This window comes from Hydrangea phyllody phytoplasma (assembly GCF_036985185.1).
Lineage (GTDB): Bacteria > Bacillota_I > Bacilli_A > Acholeplasmatales > Acholeplasmataceae > Phytoplasma > Phytoplasma asteris.
Map to the genome: position 1 here is coordinate 1 of NZ_BSDA01000006.1, position 23,998 is coordinate 23,998.

Annotated in this window: 25 protein-coding genes, 10 tRNA genes and 1 pseudogene; 12 read left to right on the plus strand and 24 right to left on the minus strand. The window is 26.5% G+C overall.

Going from position 1 to position 23,998, the window contains the following annotated elements; genetic code table 11:
- Positions 1-50: 50 nt before the first annotated feature.
- The 10 genes from AACP42_RS02470 to AACP42_RS02515 all read left to right on the plus strand — a co-directional run bounded on the left by AACP42_RS02470 (position 51) and on the right by AACP42_RS02515 (position 985).
- A tRNA-Thr gene (locus tag AACP42_RS02470) sits at positions 51-126 on the plus strand.
- 7 nt (positions 127-133) lie between these two features.
- Positions 134-209, plus strand: a tRNA-Lys gene (locus tag AACP42_RS02475).
- Between the two features lie 66 nt (positions 210-275).
- Positions 276-361 (plus strand) — tRNA-Leu (locus tag AACP42_RS02480).
- A 4-nt stretch (positions 362-365) separates the two neighbouring features.
- A tRNA-Ala gene (locus AACP42_RS02485) sits at positions 366-441 on the plus strand.
- Positions 442-479: 38 nt separating this feature from the next.
- A tRNA-Met gene (locus AACP42_RS02490) sits at positions 480-556 on the plus strand.
- A 1-nt stretch (position 557) separates the two neighbouring features.
- Positions 558-634, plus strand: a tRNA-Ile gene (locus AACP42_RS02495).
- Positions 635-641: 7 nt separating this feature from the next.
- Positions 642-732, plus strand: a tRNA-Ser gene (locus tag AACP42_RS02500).
- Positions 733-749: 17 nt separating this feature from the next.
- Positions 750-826, plus strand: a tRNA-Met gene (locus AACP42_RS02505).
- Between the two features lie 5 nt (positions 827-831).
- Positions 832-907 (plus strand) — tRNA-Asp (locus tag AACP42_RS02510).
- Positions 908-909: 2 nt separating this feature from the next.
- A tRNA-Phe gene (locus tag AACP42_RS02515) sits at positions 910-985 on the plus strand.
- 262 nt (positions 986-1,247) lie between these two features.
- Here the strand turns inward: AACP42_RS02515 and AACP42_RS02520 are convergent.
- The 7 genes from AACP42_RS02520 to AACP42_RS02550 all read right to left on the minus strand — a co-directional run bounded on the left by AACP42_RS02520 (position 1,248) and on the right by AACP42_RS02550 (position 6,628).
- Positions 1,248-1,667, minus strand: a complete 420-nt coding sequence (locus AACP42_RS02520; RefSeq protein WP_212509241.1) for a hypothetical protein — start codon at positions 1,665-1,667, stop codon at positions 1,248-1,250.
- Positions 1,603-2,094 carry a restriction endonuclease subunit S gene (locus AACP42_RS02525; RefSeq protein WP_308437385.1) on the minus strand — a complete coding sequence of 164 codons (492 nt, stop codon included), beginning with the start codon at positions 2,092-2,094 and terminating at the stop codon, positions 1,603-1,605. The genes AACP42_RS02520 and AACP42_RS02525 overlap by 65 nt, the downstream gene beginning before the upstream one ends.
- Positions 2,095-2,321: 227 nt before the next feature.
- Positions 2,322-3,056, minus strand: a complete 735-nt coding sequence (locus tag AACP42_RS02530) for an ABC transporter permease subunit (protein ID WP_212775596.1) — start codon at positions 3,054-3,056, stop codon at positions 2,322-2,324.
- Positions 3,057-3,058: 2 nt separating this feature from the next.
- A complete protein-coding gene (locus tag AACP42_RS02535) occupies positions 3,059-4,021 on the minus strand; it encodes a transporter substrate-binding domain-containing protein (protein WP_212775597.1) in 963 nt (320 codons plus the stop codon).
- A 201-nt stretch (positions 4,022-4,222) separates the two neighbouring features.
- A complete protein-coding gene (locus AACP42_RS02540) occupies positions 4,223-4,969 on the minus strand; it encodes an amino acid ABC transporter ATP-binding protein (protein WP_283241829.1) in 747 nt (248 codons plus the stop codon).
- The gene (locus tag AACP42_RS02545; protein ID WP_212775598.1) at positions 4,962-5,660 is read right to left on the minus strand and encodes an ABC transporter permease subunit; all 699 of its coding nucleotides are present in this window, start codon (positions 5,658-5,660) and stop codon (positions 4,962-4,964) included. Before AACP42_RS02545 ends, AACP42_RS02540 begins: the two co-directional genes overlap by 8 nt.
- 386 nt (positions 5,661-6,046) lie before the next feature.
- Positions 6,047-6,628 (minus strand): hypothetical protein, encoded by a 582-nt coding sequence (locus AACP42_RS02550; protein ID WP_212775599.1) that lies wholly within the window; start codon positions 6,626-6,628, stop codon positions 6,047-6,049.
- A 391-nt stretch (positions 6,629-7,019) separates the two neighbouring features.
- Between AACP42_RS02550 and AACP42_RS02555 the strand changes: the two genes are divergently transcribed.
- Positions 7,020-7,232 carry a tengu-su inducer gene (locus AACP42_RS02555; protein ID WP_212775600.1) on the plus strand — a complete coding sequence of 71 codons (213 nt, stop codon included), beginning with the start codon at positions 7,020-7,022 and terminating at the stop codon, positions 7,230-7,232.
- A gap of 847 nt (positions 7,233-8,079) precedes the next feature.
- Positions 8,080-8,613 carry a hypothetical protein gene (locus AACP42_RS02560; protein ID WP_212775601.1) on the plus strand — a complete coding sequence of 178 codons (534 nt, stop codon included), beginning with the start codon at positions 8,080-8,082 and terminating at the stop codon, positions 8,611-8,613.
- Between the two features lie 521 nt (positions 8,614-9,134).
- Here the strand turns inward: AACP42_RS02560 and AACP42_RS02565 are convergent.
- From AACP42_RS02565 to AACP42_RS02645, 17 genes and pseudogenes are all read right to left on the minus strand, one after another.
- Positions 9,135-10,073, minus strand: coding sequence for an IS3 family transposase (locus AACP42_RS02565; RefSeq protein ID WP_425311174.1), 939 nt, complete (start codon positions 10,071-10,073; stop codon positions 9,135-9,137).
- A 1,086-nt stretch (positions 10,074-11,159) separates the two neighbouring features.
- The gene (locus AACP42_RS02570; RefSeq protein WP_339332570.1) at positions 11,160-12,239 is read right to left on the minus strand and encodes a hypothetical protein; all 1,080 of its coding nucleotides are present in this window, start codon (positions 12,237-12,239) and stop codon (positions 11,160-11,162) included.
- Between the two features lie 105 nt (positions 12,240-12,344).
- Positions 12,345-12,587 (minus strand): hypothetical protein, encoded by a 243-nt coding sequence (locus tag AACP42_RS02575; RefSeq protein WP_249402827.1) that lies wholly within the window; start codon positions 12,585-12,587, stop codon positions 12,345-12,347.
- Positions 12,588-12,613: 26 nt separating this feature from the next.
- A complete protein-coding gene (locus AACP42_RS02580; protein WP_249402826.1) occupies positions 12,614-14,509 on the minus strand; it encodes a hypothetical protein in 1,896 nt (631 codons plus the stop codon).
- Between the two features lie 227 nt (positions 14,510-14,736).
- Positions 14,737-15,693: a hypothetical protein gene (locus AACP42_RS02585; protein ID WP_212775588.1), complete on the minus strand. Its 957-nt coding sequence runs from the start codon at positions 15,691-15,693 to the stop codon at positions 14,737-14,739.
- A 22-nt stretch (positions 15,694-15,715) separates the two neighbouring features.
- Positions 15,716-17,815: an AAA family ATPase gene (locus AACP42_RS02590; RefSeq protein ID WP_339332571.1), complete on the minus strand. Its 2,100-nt coding sequence runs from the start codon at positions 17,813-17,815 to the stop codon at positions 15,716-15,718.
- A 196-nt stretch (positions 17,816-18,011) separates the two neighbouring features.
- Positions 18,012-18,773, minus strand: coding sequence for a hypothetical protein (locus tag AACP42_RS02595; protein ID WP_249402825.1), 762 nt, complete (start codon positions 18,771-18,773; stop codon positions 18,012-18,014).
- 5 nt (positions 18,774-18,778) lie between these two features.
- Positions 18,779-19,582 carry a hypothetical protein gene (locus AACP42_RS02600; RefSeq protein ID WP_212775586.1) on the minus strand — a complete coding sequence of 268 codons (804 nt, stop codon included), beginning with the start codon at positions 19,580-19,582 and terminating at the stop codon, positions 18,779-18,781.
- A 29-nt stretch (positions 19,583-19,611) separates the two neighbouring features.
- Complete coding sequence (locus AACP42_RS02605; protein WP_212775585.1) at positions 19,612-20,244, minus strand: YqaJ viral recombinase family protein; 633 nt, start codon at positions 20,242-20,244, stop codon at positions 19,612-19,614.
- A complete protein-coding gene (locus tag AACP42_RS02610) occupies positions 20,245-20,463 on the minus strand; it encodes a hypothetical protein (RefSeq protein WP_339332309.1) in 219 nt (72 codons plus the stop codon).
- Positions 20,456-20,895 (minus strand): annotated as a pseudogene (locus tag AACP42_RS02615) (hypothetical protein). Before AACP42_RS02615 ends, AACP42_RS02610 begins: the two are co-directional and overlap by 8 nt.
- 15 nt (positions 20,896-20,910) lie before the next feature.
- A complete protein-coding gene (locus AACP42_RS02620) occupies positions 20,911-21,096 on the minus strand; it encodes a hypothetical protein (protein WP_212775622.1) in 186 nt (61 codons plus the stop codon).
- A gap of 1 nt (position 21,097) precedes the next feature.
- Positions 21,098-21,367: a hypothetical protein gene (locus AACP42_RS02625; protein ID WP_212775621.1), complete on the minus strand. Its 270-nt coding sequence runs from the start codon at positions 21,365-21,367 to the stop codon at positions 21,098-21,100.
- A 22-nt stretch (positions 21,368-21,389) separates the two neighbouring features.
- A complete protein-coding gene (locus AACP42_RS02630) occupies positions 21,390-21,680 on the minus strand; it encodes an HU family DNA-binding protein (protein ID WP_212775620.1) in 291 nt (96 codons plus the stop codon).
- An 866-nt stretch (positions 21,681-22,546) separates the two neighbouring features.
- On the minus strand, positions 22,547-23,095 hold the full coding sequence (gene tmk, locus AACP42_RS02635; RefSeq protein ID WP_212775619.1) for a dTMP kinase: 549 nt from the start codon (positions 23,093-23,095) through the stop codon (positions 22,547-22,549).
- Complete coding sequence (locus AACP42_RS02640) at positions 23,088-23,672, minus strand: hypothetical protein (protein ID WP_249402833.1); 585 nt, start codon at positions 23,670-23,672, stop codon at positions 23,088-23,090. Before AACP42_RS02640 ends, tmk begins: the two co-directional genes overlap by 8 nt.
- The coding region (locus tag AACP42_RS02645) for a DnaB-like helicase C-terminal domain-containing protein (protein ID WP_339332572.1) at positions 23,672-23,998 on the minus strand (327 nt) is incomplete at its 5' end. The genes AACP42_RS02645 and AACP42_RS02640, both read right to left, overlap by 1 nt.

Here is a 23,998-nt window from a genome sequence, read left to right on the forward strand (position 1 = left end):
CAATTACTATCTTTTTTATTCTTTTTTTATAGAAAAACAATAATTTTATTGCCAAAATAGCTCAATAGGTAGAGCAACTGATTTGTAATCAGTAGGTTACGGGTTCGATTCCTGTTTTTGGCACCACTTTATTGTCCCGTTAGCTCAGCTGGTAGAGCACTTGACTTTTAATCAAGGTGTCGAAGGTTCGACTCCTTCACGGGATACCACTTTTTATTAATCTTTCTTTTTCTTTTTTTATTTTTATATAAAATACAAAAAATGTTTATATGTTTGCCTGGATGGTGGAATCGGTAGACACGTGGGACTTAAAATCCCATGGTTTATAGCCGTGTCGGTTCAAGTCCGACTCCAGGTACCATTTTGGGGCTTTAGCTCAGCTGGAAGAGCATCTGTCTTGCACACAGAAGGTCAGCGGTTCGATCCCGCTAAGCTCCACCATAAAAACATTAACATTAATATATTAATCTTAAAATGATGGCGGTGTAGCTCAGCTGGCGAGAGTGTACGGTTCATACCCGTGAGGTCGAGGGTTCGAATCCCTCTGCCGCTACCATGGACCTGTAGCTCAGCTGGTCAGAGATACCGGCTCATAACCGGTTGGTCGTAGGTTCGAATCCTACCGGGTCCACCATTTTTTTGGAGGAATACCCAAGTCCGGTTGAAGGGGTCAGTCTTGAAAACTGAGAGGTCCGAAAGGACGCGGGGGTTCGAATCCCTCTTCCTCCGCCATCAATTAAATATTATACCGCGGGGTAGAGCAGTTTGGTAGCTCGTCGGGCTCATAATCCGAAGGTCATAGGTTCGAATCCTATCCCCGCAACCAAAATTGGTCCGGTGGTGTAGTGGTTAACATGCTTGCCTGTCACGCAGGAGATCGCGGGTTCAAGTCCCGTCCGGACCGCCATAGGCTCTGTAGCTCAGTCGGTAGAGCAGTGGCCTGAAGAGCCTCGTGTCGACAGTTCGATTCTGTCCGGAGCCACCATATTATTTTCTGATTTTATTTTTTTAACTATATCTTTCTTAAGCCAAATAAACAAATGAGTAGCCCAAAAAGGCTACTTTTATCTTTTTATATTGTCTTTTATTAAATATTATAACTATTTTAAAATTATTTCCATATGAGACTACAGAATATAAAATTAAAACCACCTTTTGGGGTGGTTTTTTTATTAATATAAATTATAAATACAACTTAAAATTAACATTCGTCTACATTTTTGATTTGTTCCAAGCGTCCTAAAAGTTCATTTTTTTATTTTATCTATTTGTTTGATTGTTTTTTCTATTATTTCTTTAGTCTTAGGTTCTTTGGTTTGTTTTTCTAAATTTTCCAAATATGAAGGAAAATCTTGTAGATAAAAAAGCAGATCATTTTTACTTCCCATATAATATGGATTTGCATTCAGGACACAACTAAAATTATTAATTTCTTCTTGTTTTTGTATTAGAAAGTTATATAAATGTTTACATATAGTTTCGGTTTTACACATCATTACAAAACAATTATTAGTGGCAAAAATAGGTTCATTGTGATAACAAATATTTTTTTGTTTTCCTCCTCTTGTAATTATTACGCTATAAGAGACTGTATTATATTTATTACAATATTCCTTTTTTTGTCCTTTTCCTCCATGGGTTCCATAAGTATTTGCCAGATGGTTCATGTTTTTGATGTTCTCCGTGAATATTTTTAATTGTAAAATATTTTTGCAAAGAAATATTACTTAAAAAAACATTTAATATATTGTTCAAAAAAAATTCTAAATCTTTGGTTTTAATATTTTTACCTTTTTTATTTAAGTTTTTTAAATTTTTAATGCCTTTTTGATTTTTTTGTAATAATTTATATAAAGTTTGATATTCTAAATCTTTTATATTTTTTCTATTTATAATAAAACAATTACTCAATGCCCAAAAAGGTTTTTCGTGATAATGAACATATCCGCTATCTCTTCCTATGGTTATGGTTCCTGCGTTTTGATTTGCTCTTTCACTTTTACCTTTTGAATATGTTTTTTTATTTCCTCCCATTATTGGGTATTTACCATTTAGACTTTTAGGAGGTTTTTTCTCTCCAGAATCAATTTTTATGAATTTATTTTTTTTATATTTGTTTTATTAGAAGACATTTTTTACCTCTCTTTTATGATTGAACTTTTTATAAATATATCTACATTATTAAATATTTTATCTTTTTTTATCTTTGTTGTATTAAAGCAAAATATTTAATAATATTTATATACTTTTTTAAATTACACTTTCACTATTAATATTATATAAACAAATGGAAAAATAAAATTATGTACAAAAACATAATTTTATTTTCTATCACTTATTTTTTCTATTTTTTTCAATAACAAAGAAACTAATAACACCAAAACTAAATAAACAAAGACAGGCACTATTAAAGCCAATATTTTTGCATTTGCACTTGCAACAGATGCGTTTACTGTGCTTCCTGCATTATAAAGTTCATTTATGCCAATAACTCCAAAAACACTACTATCTTTGATATTAACAATAAATTCATTAGAAATTCTTAATAAAGATTTACGGACAACTTGGGGACACACAACCTTTTTAAAGGTTTGTGTTTGTGTCATCCCCAAAGATAATGATGCTTCAATTTGTCCAGAGTCAAAAAATTCCATATTTTTAATCATAACTTCAGCAAGATAAGCAGCTGAGTTAAAAATAATTACAAATAAACCAGATTGCAATGGAGTTAACCATTTAAAATAACCAGTTCCTTTGAGTCCGAAATGAAAAAACATTGCTTGCAACATCATAGGAATACTTTTAATAATAAAAATATAAACATTAATGCTTTTATCAAGTATTTTAAAGAAATATTGTTTTTTTAAACTCATTTTTGTATGTTTATTAAGAGTTATGATTCCTTTAATATAAAGCCCACATAAAGATACTATAAAAGCTCCTATGGTACCAAAGAAAGCAATTTTAAATGTGGTTTCAAAGCCTTCTTTATATAATGGATAATATATTTTTAATAATCTTTTTAATAAATTAAACCAATTAAAAATATTTGACATTATTATAAATTAGCATTTTCATCTTTTGCATATTGAACAACTTTTAATTTTAATGCTTGAGTTGTTTGGTTATCTTGTGTAAAATGTAGTTCTTCTAATGCTTTATTGACCTCTTTTGTTAATTTTTCATTTTCTTTTTTGATTGCTATATGTGATTGTTTGGTGTTTTGGAAAGTTTGGCATTCTTCTTTTGTAAGTTGAGGGTTTGAGTCATAATATTCTTTGATTTTTTCCATTAATTGGTTATCGATGTTTGGAATTGATTTTGCTAATGTTGGATTTTTTGATATAAATAATTCTGCAACATCAGATTCTAAAATATAACCATCAATTGTTTTTGCTAGCAATCCTAAATTAAAAGCATTTAAATCTTGTAATTCTTGAGGATGATCGCTTATCATTTTTGCTTTTTTTTCGTGTGCAGAATCTTTTTGGTAAGCTATTTTTTTTTCTTTTAAATCTGCAAGTTTTTTTACTACTAAATCTTTGTGTAAGATAACTTTAACTGATCCAAAATGATAAGGGTCTGAAAAAGCAACTGTTTCTTCTCTTTCAGGGGTTTTGGTATGTCCTGCAATAACTAAATCTACTTCATTACTTGTTAAAGCATTAAATAATCCATCAAAATCTATTTTTTTAATAATTAATTTTTTACTTAATTTTTTAGCTAATTTTTTAGCAATTGCTACATTATAACCACAAGCAAATCCATTTTTTTTTCCTTGAACAGGATGTATTTGGTCTTTGTATTGTTCGTTGTTTCCCATAGTAAACCATTCTAAAGGAGCGTATTTAAGTTCCATTCCTACTACTAAATCGCCATTTAATGCAATTTCTTCGGTTGGGGTGGTTTGAGTAGTTGTTTTATCTTTTGTTAGTTGCCACCATACAATTCCTCCTATTATGCCTAAAATTACAAAATCACCAACAGCTAAACTAATAATTAAATTTTTATTCTGTTTCATTTTATTACCTCTTTTGGGATTATGTTTTTTATTAATAAAAGTTTTTGTAATTAAAAAAATTATACTTATAATATTTATTTAGTCAATTATAAAATTATCACTTTTGTTATTTACTCGTTTTTATTAAAACACCTTATTTAATATTTTTTTGATTATAGTTTTTATTTTTGGCTTGCCTATTTTAAATTTATTATTTTTGAATCATTTGTATTTATTAAAAGAAGCATCTTTGAGAAAAGTTTTTAATTTATCACTTTGAGGGTTGTTAAGGATTTGTTGTGGAGTACCTTCTTCTAAAATTATGCCATTTGCCATAAAAACAATTCTATCAGAAATTTTTTGAGCAAATGCAATTTCATGAGTTACTAAAATAATAGTTATTTTTTCATGAGTTAAATTAGTCATAATATCAAGAACTTCTTTAGTTAATTGTGGATCCAAAGAAGCGGTAGGTTCATCAAATAAAATTATTTCTGGATTCATACATAAGGCTCTTGCAATTGCAACCCGTTGTTTTTGTCCTCCTGAAAGTGTTTGAATGCTTTGAGATGCTACATCTAAGAGTCCTACTTTTTGTAATTTTTCGCGTGCTATTGTTTGTGCTTCTTCTTTGCTTTTTTTAAATACTTCTGTGAGTGCCAAAGTGCAATTATTCAAGACATTTTTGTGGGCAAATAAATTGAAATGTTGAAAAACCATGCCAATTTTTTTTCTTAAATTATACACATTATATTTTGGATTTAAGATATTTGTGCCTTCAAATAAAATAGTGCCAAAATCAGGTTCTTCCAATAAATTAAGACATCTTAAAAGAGAAGATTTACCAGCTCCTGAAGGCCCTATTAAAGTAATAATTTCGTTTTGTTTGATTTTTAAATTAATGTCTTTTAAAACAACTTTAGTGCCATATTTTTTTTGGAGATTTGTAATTTCGATGATATTATGCATTTTTATTACCTAATTTGGTTTCTAATTTTTTTAAAAGATAAGAAGAGATGAAAATTAAAATTATATATATTAAAGATGCGTTGATTAAAAAACCAAAATTATTTGATGTTCTATAATTATTTTTGCTAAAAGTAAAAATATCTACAACTGTAATTACATAAAAAACACAAATATCTTTGATATTTAGAATAAATTCATTGATAATTCGCAGTAAAGATTGATGGATTACTTGAGGACATATAACACGTTTAAAAGCTTGCTTGCGAGTCATTCCTAAAGCTAGGGATGCCTCAATTTGACCAGGGTCAAAAAAGGACATATTTTTAATCATAAATTCTGCTAACATAGCGCAAGAATTAAAAATAAGGATAAATAGTGCGGCTTGAAAAGGTTCTAACCATTCAAAATAACCAGTTCTTCTAAGTCCATAAAAAACAAGCATTGCTTGTAACATCATAGGGACACTTTTAACAAAAAAGATATAAAAATATAAGATAATATCTATTGTTTTGTAAAAATATCTCTCATAAAATCTTATCCGTTTCTTTTTTCTGATTCCTTTGATATAAAGGAGCCATAAAGATAACAAAAAAGCCCCTAATGTTCCTAAAAAAGCAAGGGTTATAGTAGTACAAATTACATTCCAATATGAGGGTAGATTATTTATAAATAAATTATAGCAGTTTTTCATAGGATCGTTCCACAGTTTCTTCCTTTTTTGTATATTTAATTGTATTTTTTGATATAATTTTATACAATTTTACTTAAATTATTTGTTATTTTCTTTGGTTTTGATGTAAGATAATAAATTTCATAATATTTTTTAAAATTCACTTTGTGAATTAGTTAATTTAATAGTTATTGAATTTATTAATTTTTTTCAAAAGAAAAAATATTTCATTTAAGTTTTAATGTCTTTATTATAACACATTATTTGTTTGGTGATGGTGTTTTTTTTACATAATTATTGTTTTTTGATATTTTTGTTAAATGAAATTGATAAAATAAAAACCATTTACGGGAATGCCGTAAATGGTTGTTTTCAATAATTTAATTTATAATTTTAATATTTTTTTATTAAGCTTTAGTTGGCCAAAGATTCTTTATTGTATCTTGTATCCAACTTGCAAAAAGTTTATCACTTAATTGTTCTACTAAAGGAAGACAAGATTCATCTACATTGGCTAAAAGTGTTTTAGCTTCTTTAAAAACACTTGTTAATATGCTTATTAAACTTGCTTTTGTATTATCATCATCATATGTGCATTTATCAAAACTTTCTACTTCTACATCTTCCCAATAATCAACTCCTAGAACGCTAGAATATAGAAACTCTACAAGTGTTCCAACTTCAGATTGAGATTTAGGATTTTTGGTTTTTAAATATAATTTTGTTTTGTAAGCCACGTAAGAACATGATAATGATGTTTTTGTATTTAAAGAATCTTGAACACTTTGAACTAAATTATAATTTTCTACCTCTAATTTTGGTCCTTGTGATTGTGGTGATTCAGATACAGGAGTTGTTTTTTCTTTTGGATCTTTTTTGTCATCTGCAAAAGCACTTGGAATAAATGCTGATAAGAAACATGAAATAAACACAAATGTAATTACTATCAAGAAAATTAAATAATTGTTTTTAACTGATTTTTTTAACAATTATAAAACCTCCTAATTAAAATATACAAACTTAAAGTAACTATCATCCTGTAGGTTTATTATATCATACTTTAAATGTTTTGTATCTAAAAAACCGTTTTAAAATGACCTGAATTCATTATTCTTTTAATATTTAATTAATTTTTAATCGAGATTTAGTTTGTTAAAATTGAATAAAATGCAGTGATTTTATTATAATATTACATTTTTTAACTTTAATTTGTGTTATAATTAGCATGAGAATAAATACATTTTTTGATGATTCTACAAAGATGATTTTTAAAATTTATTTATTTTCTATTTTTGTATTTGCCTTTTTAATTTTTTAAATTTTATTTCAATGTTAAGTTGGAAATAAAATCATATAAAGAAAGCAGGTGATATATAAATTATGGTAAAACTCAAAAAAAATAAAGCAAAACTGTTAATATTTGCTGGCTTTTGGGCTATTTTGCTATTTTTAAATCACAATTATTTAATTTTTGCTGACCAAGATGATGATATTGAAAACGTGATAACTCTAATTGAAACTAAAGAGAATCAAACAGAACAAATAAAAATACAATGTCAAGATTTATTGCAAAAGGGCGAGAAAGATGCCTAATTTCTTAGTAAATTAACCATTTACAACTGCAATTAGTAATGCAGTACAACATATTTTTGGTCTATTTTGTGAAAGCAAGATAGATTATAGCAGAAAATAAAAGCAAAAAAACGAGAAACTGTTTATCGTTTGGATTTGCGAGTTGAAAATAGTCATGGAAAAGCTTTGCAATAAGCCTAAGAGAAAAAAACGGGCAGTAGCTATAAGAAAAAACAGTTGATACCTTATATTTTAGGGCAGTTTATATATTTTTTGCGTATATAAAATTTACTAACACTTATTGATTTAAGCGGCAAGCAAAATTGCTAAACCTAAAACCACCACAACCACATAATTTTTTTTATTTTTGTATATTAATTGTGGTTATCTCTCCTAAAACTATTAAGGTAAGAAATTAGAGTAACTTCTATCTTCCTAAAAGTTATTTGCTAAAAGTATAAAAGCATCTAAAATAAACTTAAGTGTTTAGTCTCAAGGAAAAAGCAGAATCGTAGTAGTCGTAAGAAATTCAAAGCTTAGCTGGAATGCATAAGTGGACTGACTTACCAAGGAATTTGGGAAAACCAAATACAAGGCGAAAGAAGAAATATATTTTATATAAACGCTGTATGCTTGGAAACTTGCTTGTACGGTGTTGTGCGAGGCTCAAAAAAACCTAATTATTAGCTAATAATTAAGGCGTTTTGTTTCTATCGCGATAATTACTCAAATCAAAACTGAAATTAATCAATTAGCAGTTAATAATCAAACAGAAATTCAAAAATATTTAAATGATCCCATTTTTATAAATATCCTAGGTTTAATTAAAAAAAAAGAAGTAGGAGCCCAACAACAAGTAATTGATTATTTGGAACAAATATATATTTGGGTACAAAAATTAAATACAGATGTTAATAGTATTTTAACATCATTTGAAATATTGACAGAAAAAACATTAAAATTTAGAGAAGTTTCTAAAGAGTACGATAATGTTTTAGACAAAATTACAAATATTTTTTCATATATGAAATCAATATCCACATTAAATGATGCAATATATGAACAAGATTCAAAAAGCAGTGTTTCTGATGAATCATCTAATTTAGATGCAAAAGTACAAGAAGCTTTAGACCAATTGGGTGGAATTAACAAATTAAAAGATCAAAAAGTTCATGTATATCAATTAAATACTCAATTTAATATTTTAAAAGATCAAAATCCTTTAACTCCTTCAGGTGGTTCCGGTTCTTCTGATACTTCTGGTGGTGATTCTGATACTTCTCAAAATAATAATTCTAATGTAACCAATAGTTTTTTATTTTTTTTCTTTGTAATATTTATTTTATTATTTGTTGTTTTGATATTGTATTTTATTTTTCAAAATTTTGCAAACACAAAATAACAATTAGTTTTTTAAAATTATAAATATTATTTTTACTAAAATCAAGACTAAATTTCCCAAAACTAAATATTTATGATAATATAAAAAGACCAACTTCAAAGTTGGTCTTTATTTATTTTGGGGCTTTTTCAAGGAACAAAACTAGTTTAGTATTTTGTAACAATATAATGGATTGTGAACTGTTCCGTTTTTTTAGACATATTTTTATTTCAAAATTACTCTTTAAGACTTAAAATTAAATAGATAATTTCATATCTTTTCAAATTAACAAATAATTTCATTACACTTAAAAAGTGTCTAATGTTTTTTCATAATTTGCTAGTTTCAAAAGATATTTTTTTTAAATATTTTATCCCTACACTATATATATAGGCCGAAAAAAAGAAAAAGTTGCATATAAAACGACATGGATTAAATTTTTTTACGAGATTATGAGGAATTTTTGATTTTTATAGAAAAAAATGTACAACAAAACAACCTTTTTAAAAAGGTTATGAATTTATATTTTTAAAAAATGTTTTCTAAATATTTTGCAAATATTGCAAAGGAGATAAATTGTTTAATTTAGTTAATAACCATTTATTATTCCAAAAAGAAGGGAATTGGTTGATAATTTTTTTGATTTTACTTGGTGTTTTTTGGAATAAAAAGGGATGTTGGTTGGATAAAATACTTTTCATCTGGCCAAAAAGATTTTCAATGACAGCGTTATCACGTGGGGTTGCTTTACGAGACATACTAATTAAAAACCCTTTTTTAGTTAAAACTTTTTGTACTTTTAGAGATTGATAAACTTTACCTTGGTCAGAATGAATAATACAAGGGGTTTTTAAAGTAGGAATTTTTTTGATTGTATTTAAAATTAATTCTTTATTTTGTCGGTTTGAAGTGTGGGAGGCAATAATTTGATTATTAAAAGAATCAATAATACACGAAAAATAAATAAATCCTTGGGGAGTGGGAAAATAAGTAATATCGGTAAATAGTTTTTTCATGGGTTGGGAGGTAGTAAAGTTTTGATTAATTAAATTTGGGACTACTTTGAGGTTAGATTCTAAATTTTTATAATAATATTTATTTTTTTTAGGCCTTAACTTACAACAAATATTATTTTCTTTCATGATAAGATAAACTTTTTTCTTAGTAATAAATTCATTAAAAATTTCTTGGTATAAATCAGTAATTTTACGATGACCGTAAAAATATTCATGTTGTAAACATAAAGTTTGAATACGTTGTTGTTGCAAAAAATGTTTTGTTTCTTTTAATTTTAACTTTTTTTCAATTTTTAGCCAATAATAATAAGTACTTCGATTAATACGAATTGTTTTTAAAATGGTAGTTAAATTTAGGTCTTTTGCAAATTGTTTAACCAGTTTAAAAACTATTTTTTTATTAATAGTTTGAATGTGAGAAACCATATTTTGTAATAATTTTATTTTTTTCTTTAATTTTTGCATCATTAACCCCAATTATCTTAATATTTTTTATTCATTACAAAAATAATTATAACTAAAAAATGCATTAAAAATTAATTTTAAAATATATTTATTAAATTATTATATAATATGATTAGTATTCAAAGACGAGCAGAGCGAAGTAGGCGGCCAGCCGAAGTACATTACAATTAACTATTACCCCCTGTCTTATGAAGTCCCCTTTAGGGGATTTAGGGGGGGTATTTGACCGTTAAATTGTTAAATTTGACGGGCACATGTTTAGATAATATATTTCATTTAAACATTATAAATTATGATATATTATAATAAATTTATATATACTAATTAAATATAAAAACCTATCAAGAGTTTTTATATTTAATTAGTATCATTAATATTATTTTATTTAATATTAAATAAAATAATATTAATGATATATGTTTCTAATAAGGTTAACCCCGAATTAAGTATTAATTATTATAACCCAATTCAAAAAGCCCTCCAAGGCTGTTTTGAATTGGGGTTTAGGTTTACCCACGGGGTTAACCTTATTAGAAACATACCATTATATATATAGGCCGAAAAAAAGAAAAAGTTGCATATAAAACGACATGGATTAAATTTTTTTACACAATAATGCGGAGTTTTTAATTTTGGGGTAGTTGTGCCATATAATAACGGGGTTAAAGGGCAAAATGCTCACCATAAACACTAGCGAAAATGATGACAGAAGAGATAAAAAATGGAAAAAAGTGAAAAAAATAAAAAAAATATCCCCCCCTCAAATGAGGGGGTCTAAATTAGGTTAAAAAAATGATTCGTTTTAATTTATGCCAAAATTGTAAAAAATAAAAGTACGTATTTACAAGGGTTTTTGAAGGTCACTTAGAGGCTAAATTGAATATAAAGGGGGTCTAAATCAATCCTAGGGTAATTCCCTAATTGTATTTAAATCAAAGCGAGAGAGGCAAAATAATGCGTTTAAGAGGCATTCCTGATTTGGGGGGGTATTTTAAAATTAAAATTTTGATTGTTTATTTAAGGAGATATCACATTTCATTTAAATTAATTAAAAAGACCAACTTTTAAGTTGATCTTAATATGTTTTTATCCTCTTGTTCTTGGTTTTAATGATTTTTCAGTTTCTTTAATATTAAATTTCTTGGTATAAAGGGTAATGTATTTTTTGACTGGATTGAAGTGAAGATAGTAGTTTTTGTATCTAATTTTACCATCAAAGTTTTTAATACTTTCAAATTCAATACATTTAAATTCATCTATGTAAAAATCTTTATCTTCTTCAATTAGCCATTTTGGTCCTTCGTAGTTGAGTTCTATAGTGTAATTGGTTGTTTTTGGGATTAATGATACCGTGAATTGTGAATCTCCGCGTTTTTGTTGGCCTCTAAAAGTGCCAAAATAATCAATTCGGTCGTTTTTATAATCCCATTTATTGAAAGGATTTTTGTAAAAAGGTGGGATGTCAGCTGGTTCATATTCTTGGTGTTGTCCCTTGCCTAAGCCTTTTAAGCCATAGAAGGTGTATTTTATATCAATCATTGGTGTACCTTGAAGAGTTTCGCGTGAATTTTTATATAAATACCATGTTTTTCCATCAGAACCTAAATATGGTTTTTCATTTGAAGGTATGGGATATTTTTTGTCAATTGGGGATTGTTCATGAATTTGATGACCGTAAAAATATTCTTCTTTTACTTCAGTGTTGACTTCGGGAATATCATAAATTTTAGGTTTTTTATTTGCTATATCGTATTTATTATCTAAAAATATCAAACCTCCAAAAATAGCAATTATACTTAACATAATAACACAATATATAATTATAATTTTTTTGGGATTAGTTTTTTTAAAATTTTTTAATTTTAATTTGCCAAGTGAAAATTGGATTTGTAATAAATCTGTTTGTTGTTGATTTAATTCAGTTTGGATTGAATTTATTTCAGTTTGTAATAAAGTTTTATCTTGGGGTGATAAAACTTTATTATTTGATAATTCAGTTATTTTTTGATTTAATTTTTCTTGATTAATTTCAATTTGTTTTTTTATATTTTCTAAGTTATTTAATTTATTATTGACATTTTTTGAGATAAAATATATCCATAAAGGAGCCACCACAAATAACCCCCCAATTAAACTTAAAATAACTATTATTCCTATAATATACATTATTAATTTCCTTTTTTTCGTTTTTTTACTAATTACTAAATAATACAAAAACTAACAAACTTATTTTATCACAAATACTAAATTAGATAGCTTTATTTTTAATATTTACCAAGGCCACCATTTTTTAACTGTATCCCACTTATTAACTACAGTAGTCACACCTCCAATTGCACCACCTACTAATCCCCCAATTGCAGTTCCCCAAGGGCCCAAAGCAGAACCTATTATAGCTCCTGATTTAGCTCCTGAGTATGTAGCTCCTCCGATGTTTACTGCTGTTATTGTGTTATCTACAGTTTTATTCCAAGTTTTAGAGGAATCATCTAAATTTCCTTTTTTATTTTTCAACTTAGATCCTTTGGATTTTAATTCAGTTATTTTTTTTCCAAAGTTATTTTGGTGTTTTTATGGGCTTGTTTTTCTTCATCTAATTCGTGTTTTAATTTTTCAATTTGATGTTGTAATTCTTTGTTGGTTCCACTTAAGCCACTATTAGCATCTTCTAAGGCTTTAATTGTTCCTTCTAATTGTAAAATCTTTTTACCTTGTTCGGCGAAAAGATCTATTTGACGTTCTAATTCAATTGTTAATCTTTGGATTTCTTGGGCTTGAAGTTTAATAGTTTGTTGTAGTTGATTTATTTCTTCATCTTTTTGTTTGATGATTGTTTGTAATTGATTTTCATTTATTTCTAAGTTTTTAATTTTACCATTTAGCTCTTTTATTTGAGATTGTTTTGTGTTTAATTGATTAACCAAAACTTCATCAGCATTATTGTTTTTAACTAATTCATCTTGTATCTCTTTCATCTCTTTTTCAAGTTTTTCGTTTTCAATTTTAGATGTATTTAGTTCTTGTTGGATTTTGTTTAAATCGTTAGTATATTTTTCTTTTAGATTTTTGTTTTCTAATTTTAATTCATCAATTTCTTTTCTAAAACCTTTTTCTTTTGTTTCTAATTGTTGCATTTCATTTTTTAATGTTTTTATGTGGGTTTCTTTATTGTTTAGTTCTTGTTGTAAAGTATCATCGGGTTGTTGGTTGTTAATTAAATTATTATATTCTTTTTGTTCTTGTTCGTATTCTTGTTTTTTGTTACCTAATTTTCCCGTAATTGCATTCAAATCGGCTGTTTTTTGTTGCAAATTGTCCTGATAATTATTAAGCTCTTTTGGTGGTGGAGTAGTACTTACATCATGATCAAATTCAAATTTCCAACTTAATTGATTTGATAAATTATTAAATGTTTCATATTTTCCCGATGGCTTATCGAAATAAAATAAATCGTCCCAAAATACAAGGCGGACAGAATAAAATTGGCCCTCATTAATGAATATGGGAGTGCTGGATATTATATGTGTGTTTTGTTTTGTGAGGCGGTTATTCAGTTTTGCTTCCTCCATGTTGTTGGCTGATAATTCTGGGGTAATGGTAACTTTGAAAGGAACAGGAGAATAGTAATGCCTTATTTTGTAACCGTCTATTTTTGCTACCCTTGATTCATAAGTTTTGATTCCTGTTTTTGCCCATTCATCATAAGATAAATTTAAAATACTTAATTCCTGACGTAAAGAGGTTTCTTTTCCAGAAAGATTGCCTATTTCTTGATTAATAGTATTTATTTGTTCTTGTTTAGTTTTTAATTTCTCTCGCAATTCTTTTGCATTTTCATTATTTTTTATAATTTGTTCTTTTAGTTTTTGGCTTTCATTTTCAAGTTCAGAAACGGTTTTTTTGTAATTTGTAATTTGTCTTTGGATTTCTTCCAAAGTTTTTACATGTTGTTCTCTTAGGTTTGTGGTTTCTTCTTGTTTTTTAGTTAATTGTTCTTTTAAGTTTTTTTCGTTTTCTTGTAATTGTTTGATTTCTTCTTCTTTAATTAATAAATGAGCTTGATAATTTACTTGTTTTTGTTCAATATTATTTCTTAAATTATTAATTTCTTCATTTAATTGCTTAACTTCGTTTGCTGATAAGTCTTTTTGTTCGTTTAATTTTTGTTCTTTTTCTTTTAATTGTTCTTGTTTTTTGGTAATTTCTGCTTTTAATTGTTCTACATCTTGAATATTAGAAGCCAATTGTTTTTCTAAAATTGATATTTTTTCTTTTGATGCAACTAATTCATTATCTTTTTTTATTATTAGATCTTTTTGATTTTTAATATTATTTTTAATTGATGCAATTTCTTCTTGTAATTTAGCTTTTTGTTCATCAGATAAATCTTTAGTTTCTTGTAATGTTGTTTCTTTAGATCTAATGTTGGTTTTCAATTCAATTATTTTGGTTTCAAGAGATGTTTTTTCTAGTTGTTGGGCTTGAAAATTGATGTTTAAATATTCTTTTTCTTGTTCTAAAATCTTTTGTTTTTCTTTTTCTTGTTGTAATATTTTATCTACTTGTTGTTGAACGTTAGGATTTAATAAACTTTTGGTATTTGTTTTATTAGTAATTGGGTTTTGTTTATGAATTGGTTGTTGAGGGGATTGATTATAATCTTTTAATTCGGTTGATTTATTTGTTGTTGTTTTTTTTTTTTTTGAAGATCTTGTAATAGTTCTTCTTTTTTATTGTTGGTTTGTTTTTCGATTTCTTCTGATGATTTACCTTGTTTTTGTAATTCGGTTGCATATTCTGTTAACTCTTGTTTTAGTTTCGCTTCTTCTTCTTTTTTAATAGCATCTAGATCATAAACTTCTACTAAGGGTTTTGGCGGGGAATCTTCTTTGGGGGTTGTTTGATTATCCCAAACAATTATTCCTGTATAAATAGCTGTTGCAATTAATATTGGGATCCCTATAAAGGGTCCTATCACTGGAATACCACAACAAGCTAGCCCTAAAATAAGGCCAATTGTGATAATAATACCACTAAATATCCAACTAGCAACTTTTGGTAAGCATCCTAACCCTTTTAGAAAATTTGTTCCTTGTTCATTTATCCAATTAACAAAACCTTTAGTTTTTGCCCAAGCTGCTTTAGCAACTGGACCAATTTTAGCGGCCGCTTCAGGGAAAAAATTAGTAATAATAAACCATAAAGCAACTGCGATTAAAATAAAGGGTAATATAACAATAATAGTATTTCTAATTGATTTGAGGATTCTTTTAAACCAATGTTCTTGTTTTTCTTGAATTTTTGTATTTTTTAATTTTGGGTTGGTTAGTTTTTTATTTATCTTTTTAATAAGATTCTTTTTTATTTTTGGTTTTGAAATAATAACCTTTTGGGAGGAAGTAATTTTTGGAGTTGGTTGGTTTATAGTTTTTTTGATGATAGTTTTTGAAGGGTTAGTTATTTTATTTTTTTTAACAACATTTTTTTGAAGTTTGGATTGTTTTTTTGGTTCTTTTGGTTGTGATGCTAATATTTTTTTATTTGTATTTTTAATTTTTGTTGATTTAATATTTGTTTTTTTTGGTTGGGATTTTTTGGTGATAATTATTTTTTTAGCCATATTATTTTTACTCGCTTTCTAATTATTTATTTTCAGTTTCTTTAATATTAAATTTCTTGGTATAAAGGGTAATGTATTTTTTGACTGGATTGAAGTGAAGATAGTAGTTTTTGTATCTAATTTTACCATCAAAGTTTTCAATACTTTCAAATTCAATACATTTAAATTCTTCTATGAAAAAATCTTTATCTTCTTCAATTAGCCATTTTGGTCCTTCGTAGTTGAGTTCTATAGTGTAGTTGGTTGTTTTTGGGATTAATGATACCGTGAATTGTGAATCTCCGCGTTTTTGTTGGCCTCTAAAAGTGCCAAAATAATCAATTCGGTCGTTTTTAAAATCCCATTTATTGAAAGGATTTTTGTAAAAAGGTGGGATGTCAGTTGGTTCATATTCTTGGTGTTGTCCCTTGCCTAAGCCATTTAAGCCATAGAAGGTGTATTTTATGTTTACTTGAGTATTATCTTTAGGTGAATTTAAGTATTTTAACAAACCTTTTTTCCATTCTACATATTGATCTTCACATTCTTTTCTTCTAGATTCTTTTTCAATGTCAGAAAGTTTAATATTTTGGAAAATATTAATAGCTTCATCCAAATCAGAAGCTAACATAACTTCATGATTAGGGTTTTTACGTTTATATTTTTTGGCTTTAATATAAGCACTATCAATTATTTTTTCTTTTAAATTTCTAGTAGAATAATTTTTGCCTTTGCATCTATTAGCAATTTCTTTTAAATGAAGGTAAGTGTGATAACTAATTTGATAATCAGTTACTAAAAATTGTAAAAATCCTTCAATTTCATCATCTTTTAATAAATCAATTTTAATTTCTTTGCTAAATCTACTTCTTAAAGCACTATCAATTTTGTCTAAATGATTGGTAGCGCCCATTAAGACAATTTTTTTATCACTTCTTTTAAAACCATCTAATTTAGTTAATAAATTATTAACAATATTAATACTTGTTTTGTTAGATTGGTTATCTTCGCGATTGGCAAGTCCGCTAATTTCATCAATAAATATAATAGTTTTATCATGATTTTCTGCTTCTTGCCATATTTTTTCTAATTCTTCGTTTCCTTCACCAACGTAAGTCTTATCAAATTTTGAAGGTTCTAATTCAATATAGTGTATTCCTAATTCATTGCATAAAGCTTTAATTAAAAAACTTTTCCCAGTACCAGGAGGACCATATAATAAATATCCTCTAGGAATTAATTTGTCAAAATTAACCATAGAAATGTTGTCGTCTTGAAAATATTCTACTAAATCTTCTAACTCTTCTTTTTCTTGTTTCATTCCATAGACATCAGAAAACATAACTTGTTGTTTTGGAGGGTGAAAAGGAATGTTATTTTGTAAAGTTTTAATTTCTTCTTGTAATTGTTTGATTTGTTTATCAAATTTGATTAATTGACCACCTAAAAACAAATCATAACTTTTTAAATTTTGAAATTCTTTAACATTATCTTTGTTTTGAATCATTAAATCTTTAATGATGTTTTTATTAGCGTTATTCAAAACCATTGCTTCTTCCAAAATCTGAAGTTTTTTGTTAATAAATAAATTTTTACTAGTTTTGGTGATTTGAGAAGTAATAGTTTGAATTTTTTCTTGGTTATTATTTTTTGTAGTTAATAATTGTTTTTTTTGTTCGATTAAGTCTAAAGTTTTTTTATGAATAGATTCTTTTTTATCTTTTTTTTCTTGGAGTTTTTGGGTTAAAGAGTTAATTTCTTCTTGTAATTTGGTTTTATCTTCTTCTTTTAAGTCTTTGTTTTTGAGGTTATTTTCTTTTGTTTCTTTTTGTGTTGTTAAGTTTTTTTCTTCTATATTAAAATCATTTATTATGTCTAAATTTAATTTAATTTGTTGGTCTAAATGTTGTATTTGTTGAAGGGTTTTTCTTTGTTCTTCGATTTGAATTTCATTATTATGTTTTAACTCTTCAAGATATTTAAATACTTCATCTAATTCTTGGTTTTCTTGAGATGTTAACGAATTATTTTGCGGCAAATCATTTTGTTTGAGAGTTTGGAAAAGAAAACCGTAAATCCATAACCCCAAAACTGCCAAAATACAAACACCCAAAAAAGTTAAATAATTTTTTTTTAATTTCATATTTTTTTCCTTTCTTTTTTTATTCAACATCATAATATAAAGTGCGATGTTGTCCAGAACGTTTTTCATATAAATCAATCTTTTTTAAAGATTTAATATGATTATTTGACCATAATAATCCTTCTTGAATATAATTATAATAAGGAAATTTTAGAACAAAATCATAATTATAAATATAAAAAGGTTCTTCAATTTTTTAATTAATTGGGTAAACAGCTACAATTTTATCCTTTTGAATATCTTTAATAATTATTTTATCTATTGCTAAATAACTAGGGCCACCAAAATTAGTTCCTTTATCATATATAATTTCTAAATGATAATTTTCAGGAGCAAAAGAAGTTGATTCTGAGATATAAGGTTTGTTATTACTCCAAAAAAAATACAAATTAGAAGCACCATTACCCAATTGGGTTAAATCTTCTAAATTATAAACGTTATTGGTGCCATTTCTAGTTCCTCCATCAAAATAAGCTAATAAAAAATCTTTAGGGGGTGGCTCTTTAATGCGGTATTGAAAATTAATTTCATTATTTAAAGAATTATCATTATAAAGGGCGTAACTAAAATTACTTTTAAAAGTTTTGTTGGGGAAATGATGATGAAGCCACCCTAAAGCATCTTTTCTATCGCTGTTTTCTCCTAAAAACACATTATAAAGTTTCATATTATTTATTTCTTTTTCTTTGATGGGGATGATTTTATCATAAAAATAATTATCTATTTCTTTAGATGAAGGTTTAAAAACAGAATTAATATTTTTTAATTCTGCTTTTTTATTGGGTGGTTGTTTAATAGGCAAAAATAATATTTCTTGTTCTTTTAAATTATTTGTTGAATTAATGGGTTGTACAAAATCATTTTTTGGGGGTTGATAAATAATATTTGCAAATCCAAAACCAATTAAAATACAAACAAAACAAATAAAGTTTTTTTCAATAAATGTTAATGTAATCATTTATTTTATTGTTGTTCTAAATTAGTTATTTTGGTTTGGGTGTTTTCTTTATATTTAATTAAATATTGTTTTAATTCAGAAGAAATTTGAGGGTCTTGTAATTCTTTTTCAATGGCATTAAGGTTGGTTTGTAAATTAATGATATTTGTTTTTTTAGTTATTTGTTCATTGATGTTTTTGGTTTTATTTTGAGCTTGGATTTTTTGGTTTTCTAAAGCAGTCTTAGTTGTGCTAATTAAACCAGGTTGAACTAATTTTTCTTCTAATTGTTTAATATTCACAATATTTATTTCTTTATCTTTTAATAAATTTTTATATTTAATAATTTCTTTTTCTTTAAGTAGTTTTGTTTCTGTAAGTAAATGTTTTTCTTCCAATTGATTTGTTGTTTTTATTTTATTATCAATTTCTAAAATTTCTTCTTTAGATTTTTTCAAGAATTTTTTTAATAATAAATCAGTTTTTAATTCTTCTTTTTGTTGATTTTTCAATTTAATAATTTCTTCTATTATTTTTTTTTCTTGGGAAGATAAATTAGAATCTTTCAATTCTTCATTTTTAATAGTTATTTCTTCGTTTAAATGTTCAATTTTGTTATTATCATCATCAAAACAATCATTATTGTTTGATTGTAAAAAAGTTTGTTTGTTGACAATAATTTCACAAATGGGATTATTATTATTTTTAATAAAGTAATAACCAACTCCTCCTATAATTGAAATTATCATTGTTAAAAGTAAAAAGAGATTGAAAAAATATCTTTTAGTTCGAATATTTTTTGTGTTAATAACTTTTTTTGTTTTTTTCATTTTAAATTAAGTTTCCTTTCTTTTGATTTTTATTGGTTAAATTTGCTTAGTTTTTTTAAATAAGTTGTTTGGGATAATTCTTGTTTTGAGTGGTTTAATAATTCTAAATATTTTTGACAATCTGCAATCATTTTTTGGATGAAATTCTTATCCTTATAAATCTTTACAACATGGTAATTAGTGTCATTAAAATAAACCAGAAAATAAGCAAATCTAGCTTGACTACAAAATAATTGGCATTGAACTTGAGCCCAATAGTTAGATGGGACCTGTTTATTTGAAAAAAATGGATTCCAAGTTGCAGAAATTTTATTATTTTCTATAAAAGGGCATTTAATTTCTAATAAAGTATTAGTTTGTTGATTATAACCATCTAAACTAGCAGAAAACATATCTAATGTATCGTCAGTAAAAATGGCATCAGGGAAGTTTAAGTTAGTTATTTTTTCAAAGAAAATACGTGCAATTGGTTCAGTTTTGATGCCATGTTCGGTGTATTTATTGCTAGTAAAAGGTGCTCCGAATATTTTGTCATGTACTAGTTGTTCTAAACTTCTAAATTTATCATTCCTTGTAATACTTCCTATTTCAGAGGCATTGATATATTTTTTGCGATGATTATGCCACTCAGAAGTTCGTTGATTTAAATTTTTAATTTTCATTTAATTATTTTCACTTTCTAAATTATTTTTTGATTCGTTATTTGGATTTGGAATAATTGAAAATGATTTTTTGGGTTTACTTTCTTTTTGTGTTTCATTTTTTTTATTGATTTCTGGCAATGGTAGAAAATTAAAAAATATTTTTTTAATGATAAACATTAAAGCAGTTGTGAATAGGGCGCCAACGATAAATCCGATGGCGAAATTTAGATCATTCATTTTCTTCCTCCTTTTCATTAATTGGATTGTTCTTTTGCGATTTTAATTGTTTTTTTCTTGCTTTTTTTCTTTCCATTTCGCAACTTTAACTCTTTGTGCTTCTATTTGGGATTGGAGTTTTTCTTGATTTGCATTGATTTTATCTATTTTTTGTAATAATTCTTGTTCTAGGTATTCTTGTCTGGCACTTTTAATTTCTAAGTTTTTTAGTTTTTTGTTGGGGAAAAAGAAAGCTACAACTAAATCTTTAATAAAAACAATAATATTTGTAATTAATTTAAAAATAGGTTTGAAACCAGAAACAATAAGAATAGTGAAAAGCGTTGTTTGGATTCCATCCATTCTTCGTTCAAGTATTTCGGTAGTGCTAAATCCTTTGGTATAATTTAGAATAAAATTGCTAATTGTTGCAAATATTGAAAATAACCACATATTTTTTTACCTTTCTTAATAATCTTTAATAACTTTTCTTCGTTTTTTAAACGATTTCTTTTTGTTTTTAAAAGTTTTATTGGGGCGGTCTAAATTAAGCCATTTCACTTTTGGTTGATTATATTTATTGGTTTTTTTGGTTTGGGAATTGCGGGATTTGAAATAAGTTCCGCGGAATGCTTCTGTCATGCCGTCGCTCATATTATTCATTCTCCTTATTATTTTCTTTATCAAGTTTTTCTATTAATTCATCCAGTTTTTTATGTGTTTTCTCGAAATGTTCTTGGGTTTGTTTTTTAGCATCATCAACATTATCTTTAATTTGATTAATTTTTTCTTTTAAATGTTTGCTTTGGGAATTGATACATTCTTTTAAACCAATTTGACGAGTTAATAAATAAGTAGTGAATATTGAAAGAAAAATACTAGTTACATAAAAAAATATTTTAAATTGTTTTTTGAGTTCTTCCATTTTTTTAAAACAACTTTCTTTTTTATTTTAATTTAAGGGTTTTGACTTTATCTTTGAGGTTTGTAGATAGTTTAAATTTAACAACTGTTTTAGCAGGGATTTTTAGTTTTTTACCTGTTTGGGGATTTCGTCCTAAACGGGCTTTTTGGCTTTTTAAAATGAATTTACCAAGTTGGGGTGATAAAACTACCTCTTCGTTGGATGTAATTGCTTCGATTAGAGCATTCTCGAAGATGTGATAAATTTCTTCTGTTTTAGTTACAGAAGTTTCGCTGTCTAAAGCGATTTTTTTAATTAATTCTTTTTTTGTCATTTTTTTGATTTCTCCTTTTTTATAATGTAATTTTGTTAATTAATATTTGAGTAATTTGTTCTAAATTTTCTTTTTGTGGGTTGTTTGCGTCTAATAGAAAACTATTGCAATTTTGGTGTTTACAATTTGCATCATTACAGTATTTAATATGGATAAATCAGATGCGTTTCGGTTTAGGATTCGTCTTTCTAAACCTTATTACAAACTGGTCCCCATCTAAACCGTACGAGCAAGTTTCCAGGCATACGGCTTGCCATAATTATATCGCTTTCGCGAACTAGTCAGTATTACTACTGATTTCGTGATTTGTTCTCTATAATTACTAGCTACTTTCGCTCTTTAAGAGTCGTTAACTCTCGACTTGGATAGGCGATTTACTAAATTATTCCAAATTTAGTTTTACTCTATCAACTACTGAATAGCTTCTTTATCCTTGAACCATAGGTCTAAACCTACTTTAGTTTTGAAACTGGTTTTTAGGATTCTCAAATTTCCGTCTATAATGTGTCTGATAATTTTAGGTTTGGTTATACTGGCGTATTAATAGCCAGGAATGTTATGTGAATTACTGATTTAACAGCTATGAAAAATGGATTAAAGGAACACAACATTTATTCCTTTAAGGTTTCACATCTCCACGTGTCATTAACTTTCGTGGTAGGTTTTTAAATTACGACATTTCTTTTCCAATTAGGGTATTGCAACCTTATCCATGATTATCTTGGTCTTGCGAGAACATCTTGCCTAGTTAATTCGGCTCATTTCGCTTTTATGTCTGCTGTAATTGGTTATTCTTTCGTTTAACCAACCGACACCATTGCTGGTTTTATATGACCTCAGGACTTCATTTCCATCCTGGTAATTGACTAAATTACTCCATTATATCGTATATTTGCGCCCTGTTGATTTAAATAATTTTGACGCACATTTTCAAAATAATTTAATGGTTTTTGTTCAATTAAATCTAATTTATGATTTGATTGGTTTTGTTTTCGTTGTAATCCAATTTGGGGGTCAATATCTAGATAGAAAGTTAATTGAGGTTTGATTAAATATTGATTAATAATTTTTGATGTTATTTCATCATCATAATCAACATCATTGCTTTGATATGCCAAAGTGGAACCATACCAACGGTCAATTAAAACAAAATGACCGTTGAGTAAATTGGGGATTATCAGTTCATCTTGAACTTGGATCATGTTGGCGAAACTAAGAAAATATTTAGTTTTTGGACTTGTTTTTCTTTGATGTAAAAACAATTTTCTTATTTCTTTTCCAATAGAACTACTTCCCAAACCTTGAAAAACTTTTACTTTATTTCCTTTATTGATTAAAGAATTTTTTAATTTATTAATCAAAGTAGTTTTGCCACTTCCATCTAACCCTTCAAAAACTATTAATTTATTAAACATTTTTAATATTTCCTTTCGTATTTTTGATTAAATTAATATCTTTAAAAGAAATAAATTGTCTTTTGAATAAGGTTTTTAAGAAGATATTGGCTTTTTGAGAAAAACAATCAATTACTTGATTAATTCCTTGGACTTTGCCGTTTTTAATTTTATTATTGAGTCTTTGAGATTCGATAGCATCATTAGTTAACAAATAATATTCAAAACGCGTATCAAGTTTTTTTAGTTGTTGGGCTTCGATGATAGCTTGTTTATAACGTTCACGAAGGCAAGTTTTGAAGTTGAAGGCAATAATGCGTTTGTTTTGGGTAAATAAAACTAAATCAAATTTGATATCAGGAATGAAAAATAAATATGTTTGAGGATATTGTTTGGTGATTCCATAATGCCGAAAATAAATTAAAATTAGGTATTCATTAATTTTGCCACGCAGTACTTTTTGCTTTTGGGAAGTTGATTTGGTAATTTGAAAATAATGATTCAAACTTTGATGATTTAATTGCATATATTGATTAAAAGGATATTTAAAGTAATTATCAGGTTTGATTTGAGATAAAATTTTTTCTGAAATTAACATTACTTTTCCTTGATTCTTTGGATTTCTTTATCAAAATTAAAGTAACATTGGCCTAATTTACCTGAACGATTTTTAGCAACAATAAATTGGGTAAAATCTTCTACAACATTTGTAAATGGGTCTTTTTCATAATAACTTTCGCGATGCAAAAACATAACCATATCGGCATCTTGTTCGATTGAACCTGAATCTCTTAAATCTGAAAGATTAGGGATTTTAGATTCTCTCATTAAAGTTGCGCGGTTCATTTGGCTTAAAGCAATAATAGGAATTTGTATTTCCATTGCTAATTTTTTCAATTCACGAGTAATAATCCCAATTGCTTG

Bases quoted from the DNA above. Each gene is read 5' to 3' on its own strand.
- AACP42_RS02520 (WP_212509241.1), bottom strand. From the start codon at position 1,667: ATGAACCATCTGGCAAATACTTATGGAACCCATGGAGGAAAAGGACAA.
- AACP42_RS02530 (WP_212775596.1), bottom strand. From the start codon at position 3,056: ATGTCAAATATTTTTAATTGGTTTAATTTATTAAAAAGATTATTAAAA.
- AACP42_RS02535 (WP_212775597.1), bottom strand. From the start codon at position 4,021: ATGAAACAGAATAAAAATTTAATTATTAGTTTAGCTGTTGGTGATTTT.
- AACP42_RS02540 (WP_283241829.1), bottom strand. From the start codon at position 4,969: ATGCATAATATCATCGAAATTACAAATCTCCAAAAAAAATATGGCACT.
- AACP42_RS02545 (WP_212775598.1), bottom strand. From the start codon at position 5,660: ATGAAAAACTGCTATAATTTATTTATAAATAATCTACCCTCATATTGG.
- AACP42_RS02555 (WP_212775600.1), top strand. From the start codon at position 7,020: ATGGTAAAACTCAAAAAAAATAAAGCAAAACTGTTAATATTTGCTGGC.
- AACP42_RS02565 (WP_425311174.1), bottom strand. From the start codon at position 10,073: ATGCAAAAATTAAAGAAAAAAATAAAATTATTACAAAATATGGTTTCT.
- AACP42_RS02570 (WP_339332570.1), bottom strand. From the start codon at position 12,239: ATGTATATTATAGGAATAATAGTTATTTTAAGTTTAATTGGGGGGTTA.
- AACP42_RS02585 (WP_212775588.1), bottom strand. From the start codon at position 15,693: ATGGCTAAAAAAATAATTATCACCAAAAAATCCCAACCAAAAAAAACA.
- AACP42_RS02590 (WP_339332571.1), bottom strand. From the start codon at position 17,815: ATGAAATTAAAAAAAAATTATTTAACTTTTTTGGGTGTTTGTATTTTG.
- AACP42_RS02595 (WP_249402825.1), bottom strand. From the start codon at position 18,773: ATGATTACATTAACATTTATTGAAAAAAACTTTATTTGTTTTGTTTGT.
- AACP42_RS02600 (WP_212775586.1), bottom strand. From the start codon at position 19,582: ATGAAAAAAACAAAAAAAGTTATTAACACAAAAAATATTCGAACTAAA.
- AACP42_RS02605 (WP_212775585.1), bottom strand. From the start codon at position 20,244: ATGAAAATTAAAAATTTAAATCAACGAACTTCTGAGTGGCATAATCAT.
- AACP42_RS02610 (WP_339332309.1), bottom strand. From the start codon at position 20,463: ATGAATGATCTAAATTTCGCCATCGGATTTATCGTTGGCGCCCTATTC.
- AACP42_RS02620 (WP_212775622.1), bottom strand. From the start codon at position 21,096: ATGAGCGACGGCATGACAGAAGCATTCCGCGGAACTTATTTCAAATCC.
- AACP42_RS02625 (WP_212775621.1), bottom strand. From the start codon at position 21,367: ATGGAAGAACTCAAAAAACAATTTAAAATATTTTTTTATGTAACTAGT.
- AACP42_RS02630 (WP_212775620.1), bottom strand. From the start codon at position 21,680: ATGACAAAAAAAGAATTAATTAAAAAAATCGCTTTAGACAGCGAAACT.
- tmk (WP_212775619.1), bottom strand. From the start codon at position 23,095: ATGTTTAATAAATTAATAGTTTTTGAAGGGTTAGATGGAAGTGGCAAA.
- AACP42_RS02640 (WP_249402833.1), bottom strand. From the start codon at position 23,672: ATGTTAATTTCAGAAAAAATTTTATCTCAAATCAAACCTGATAATTAC.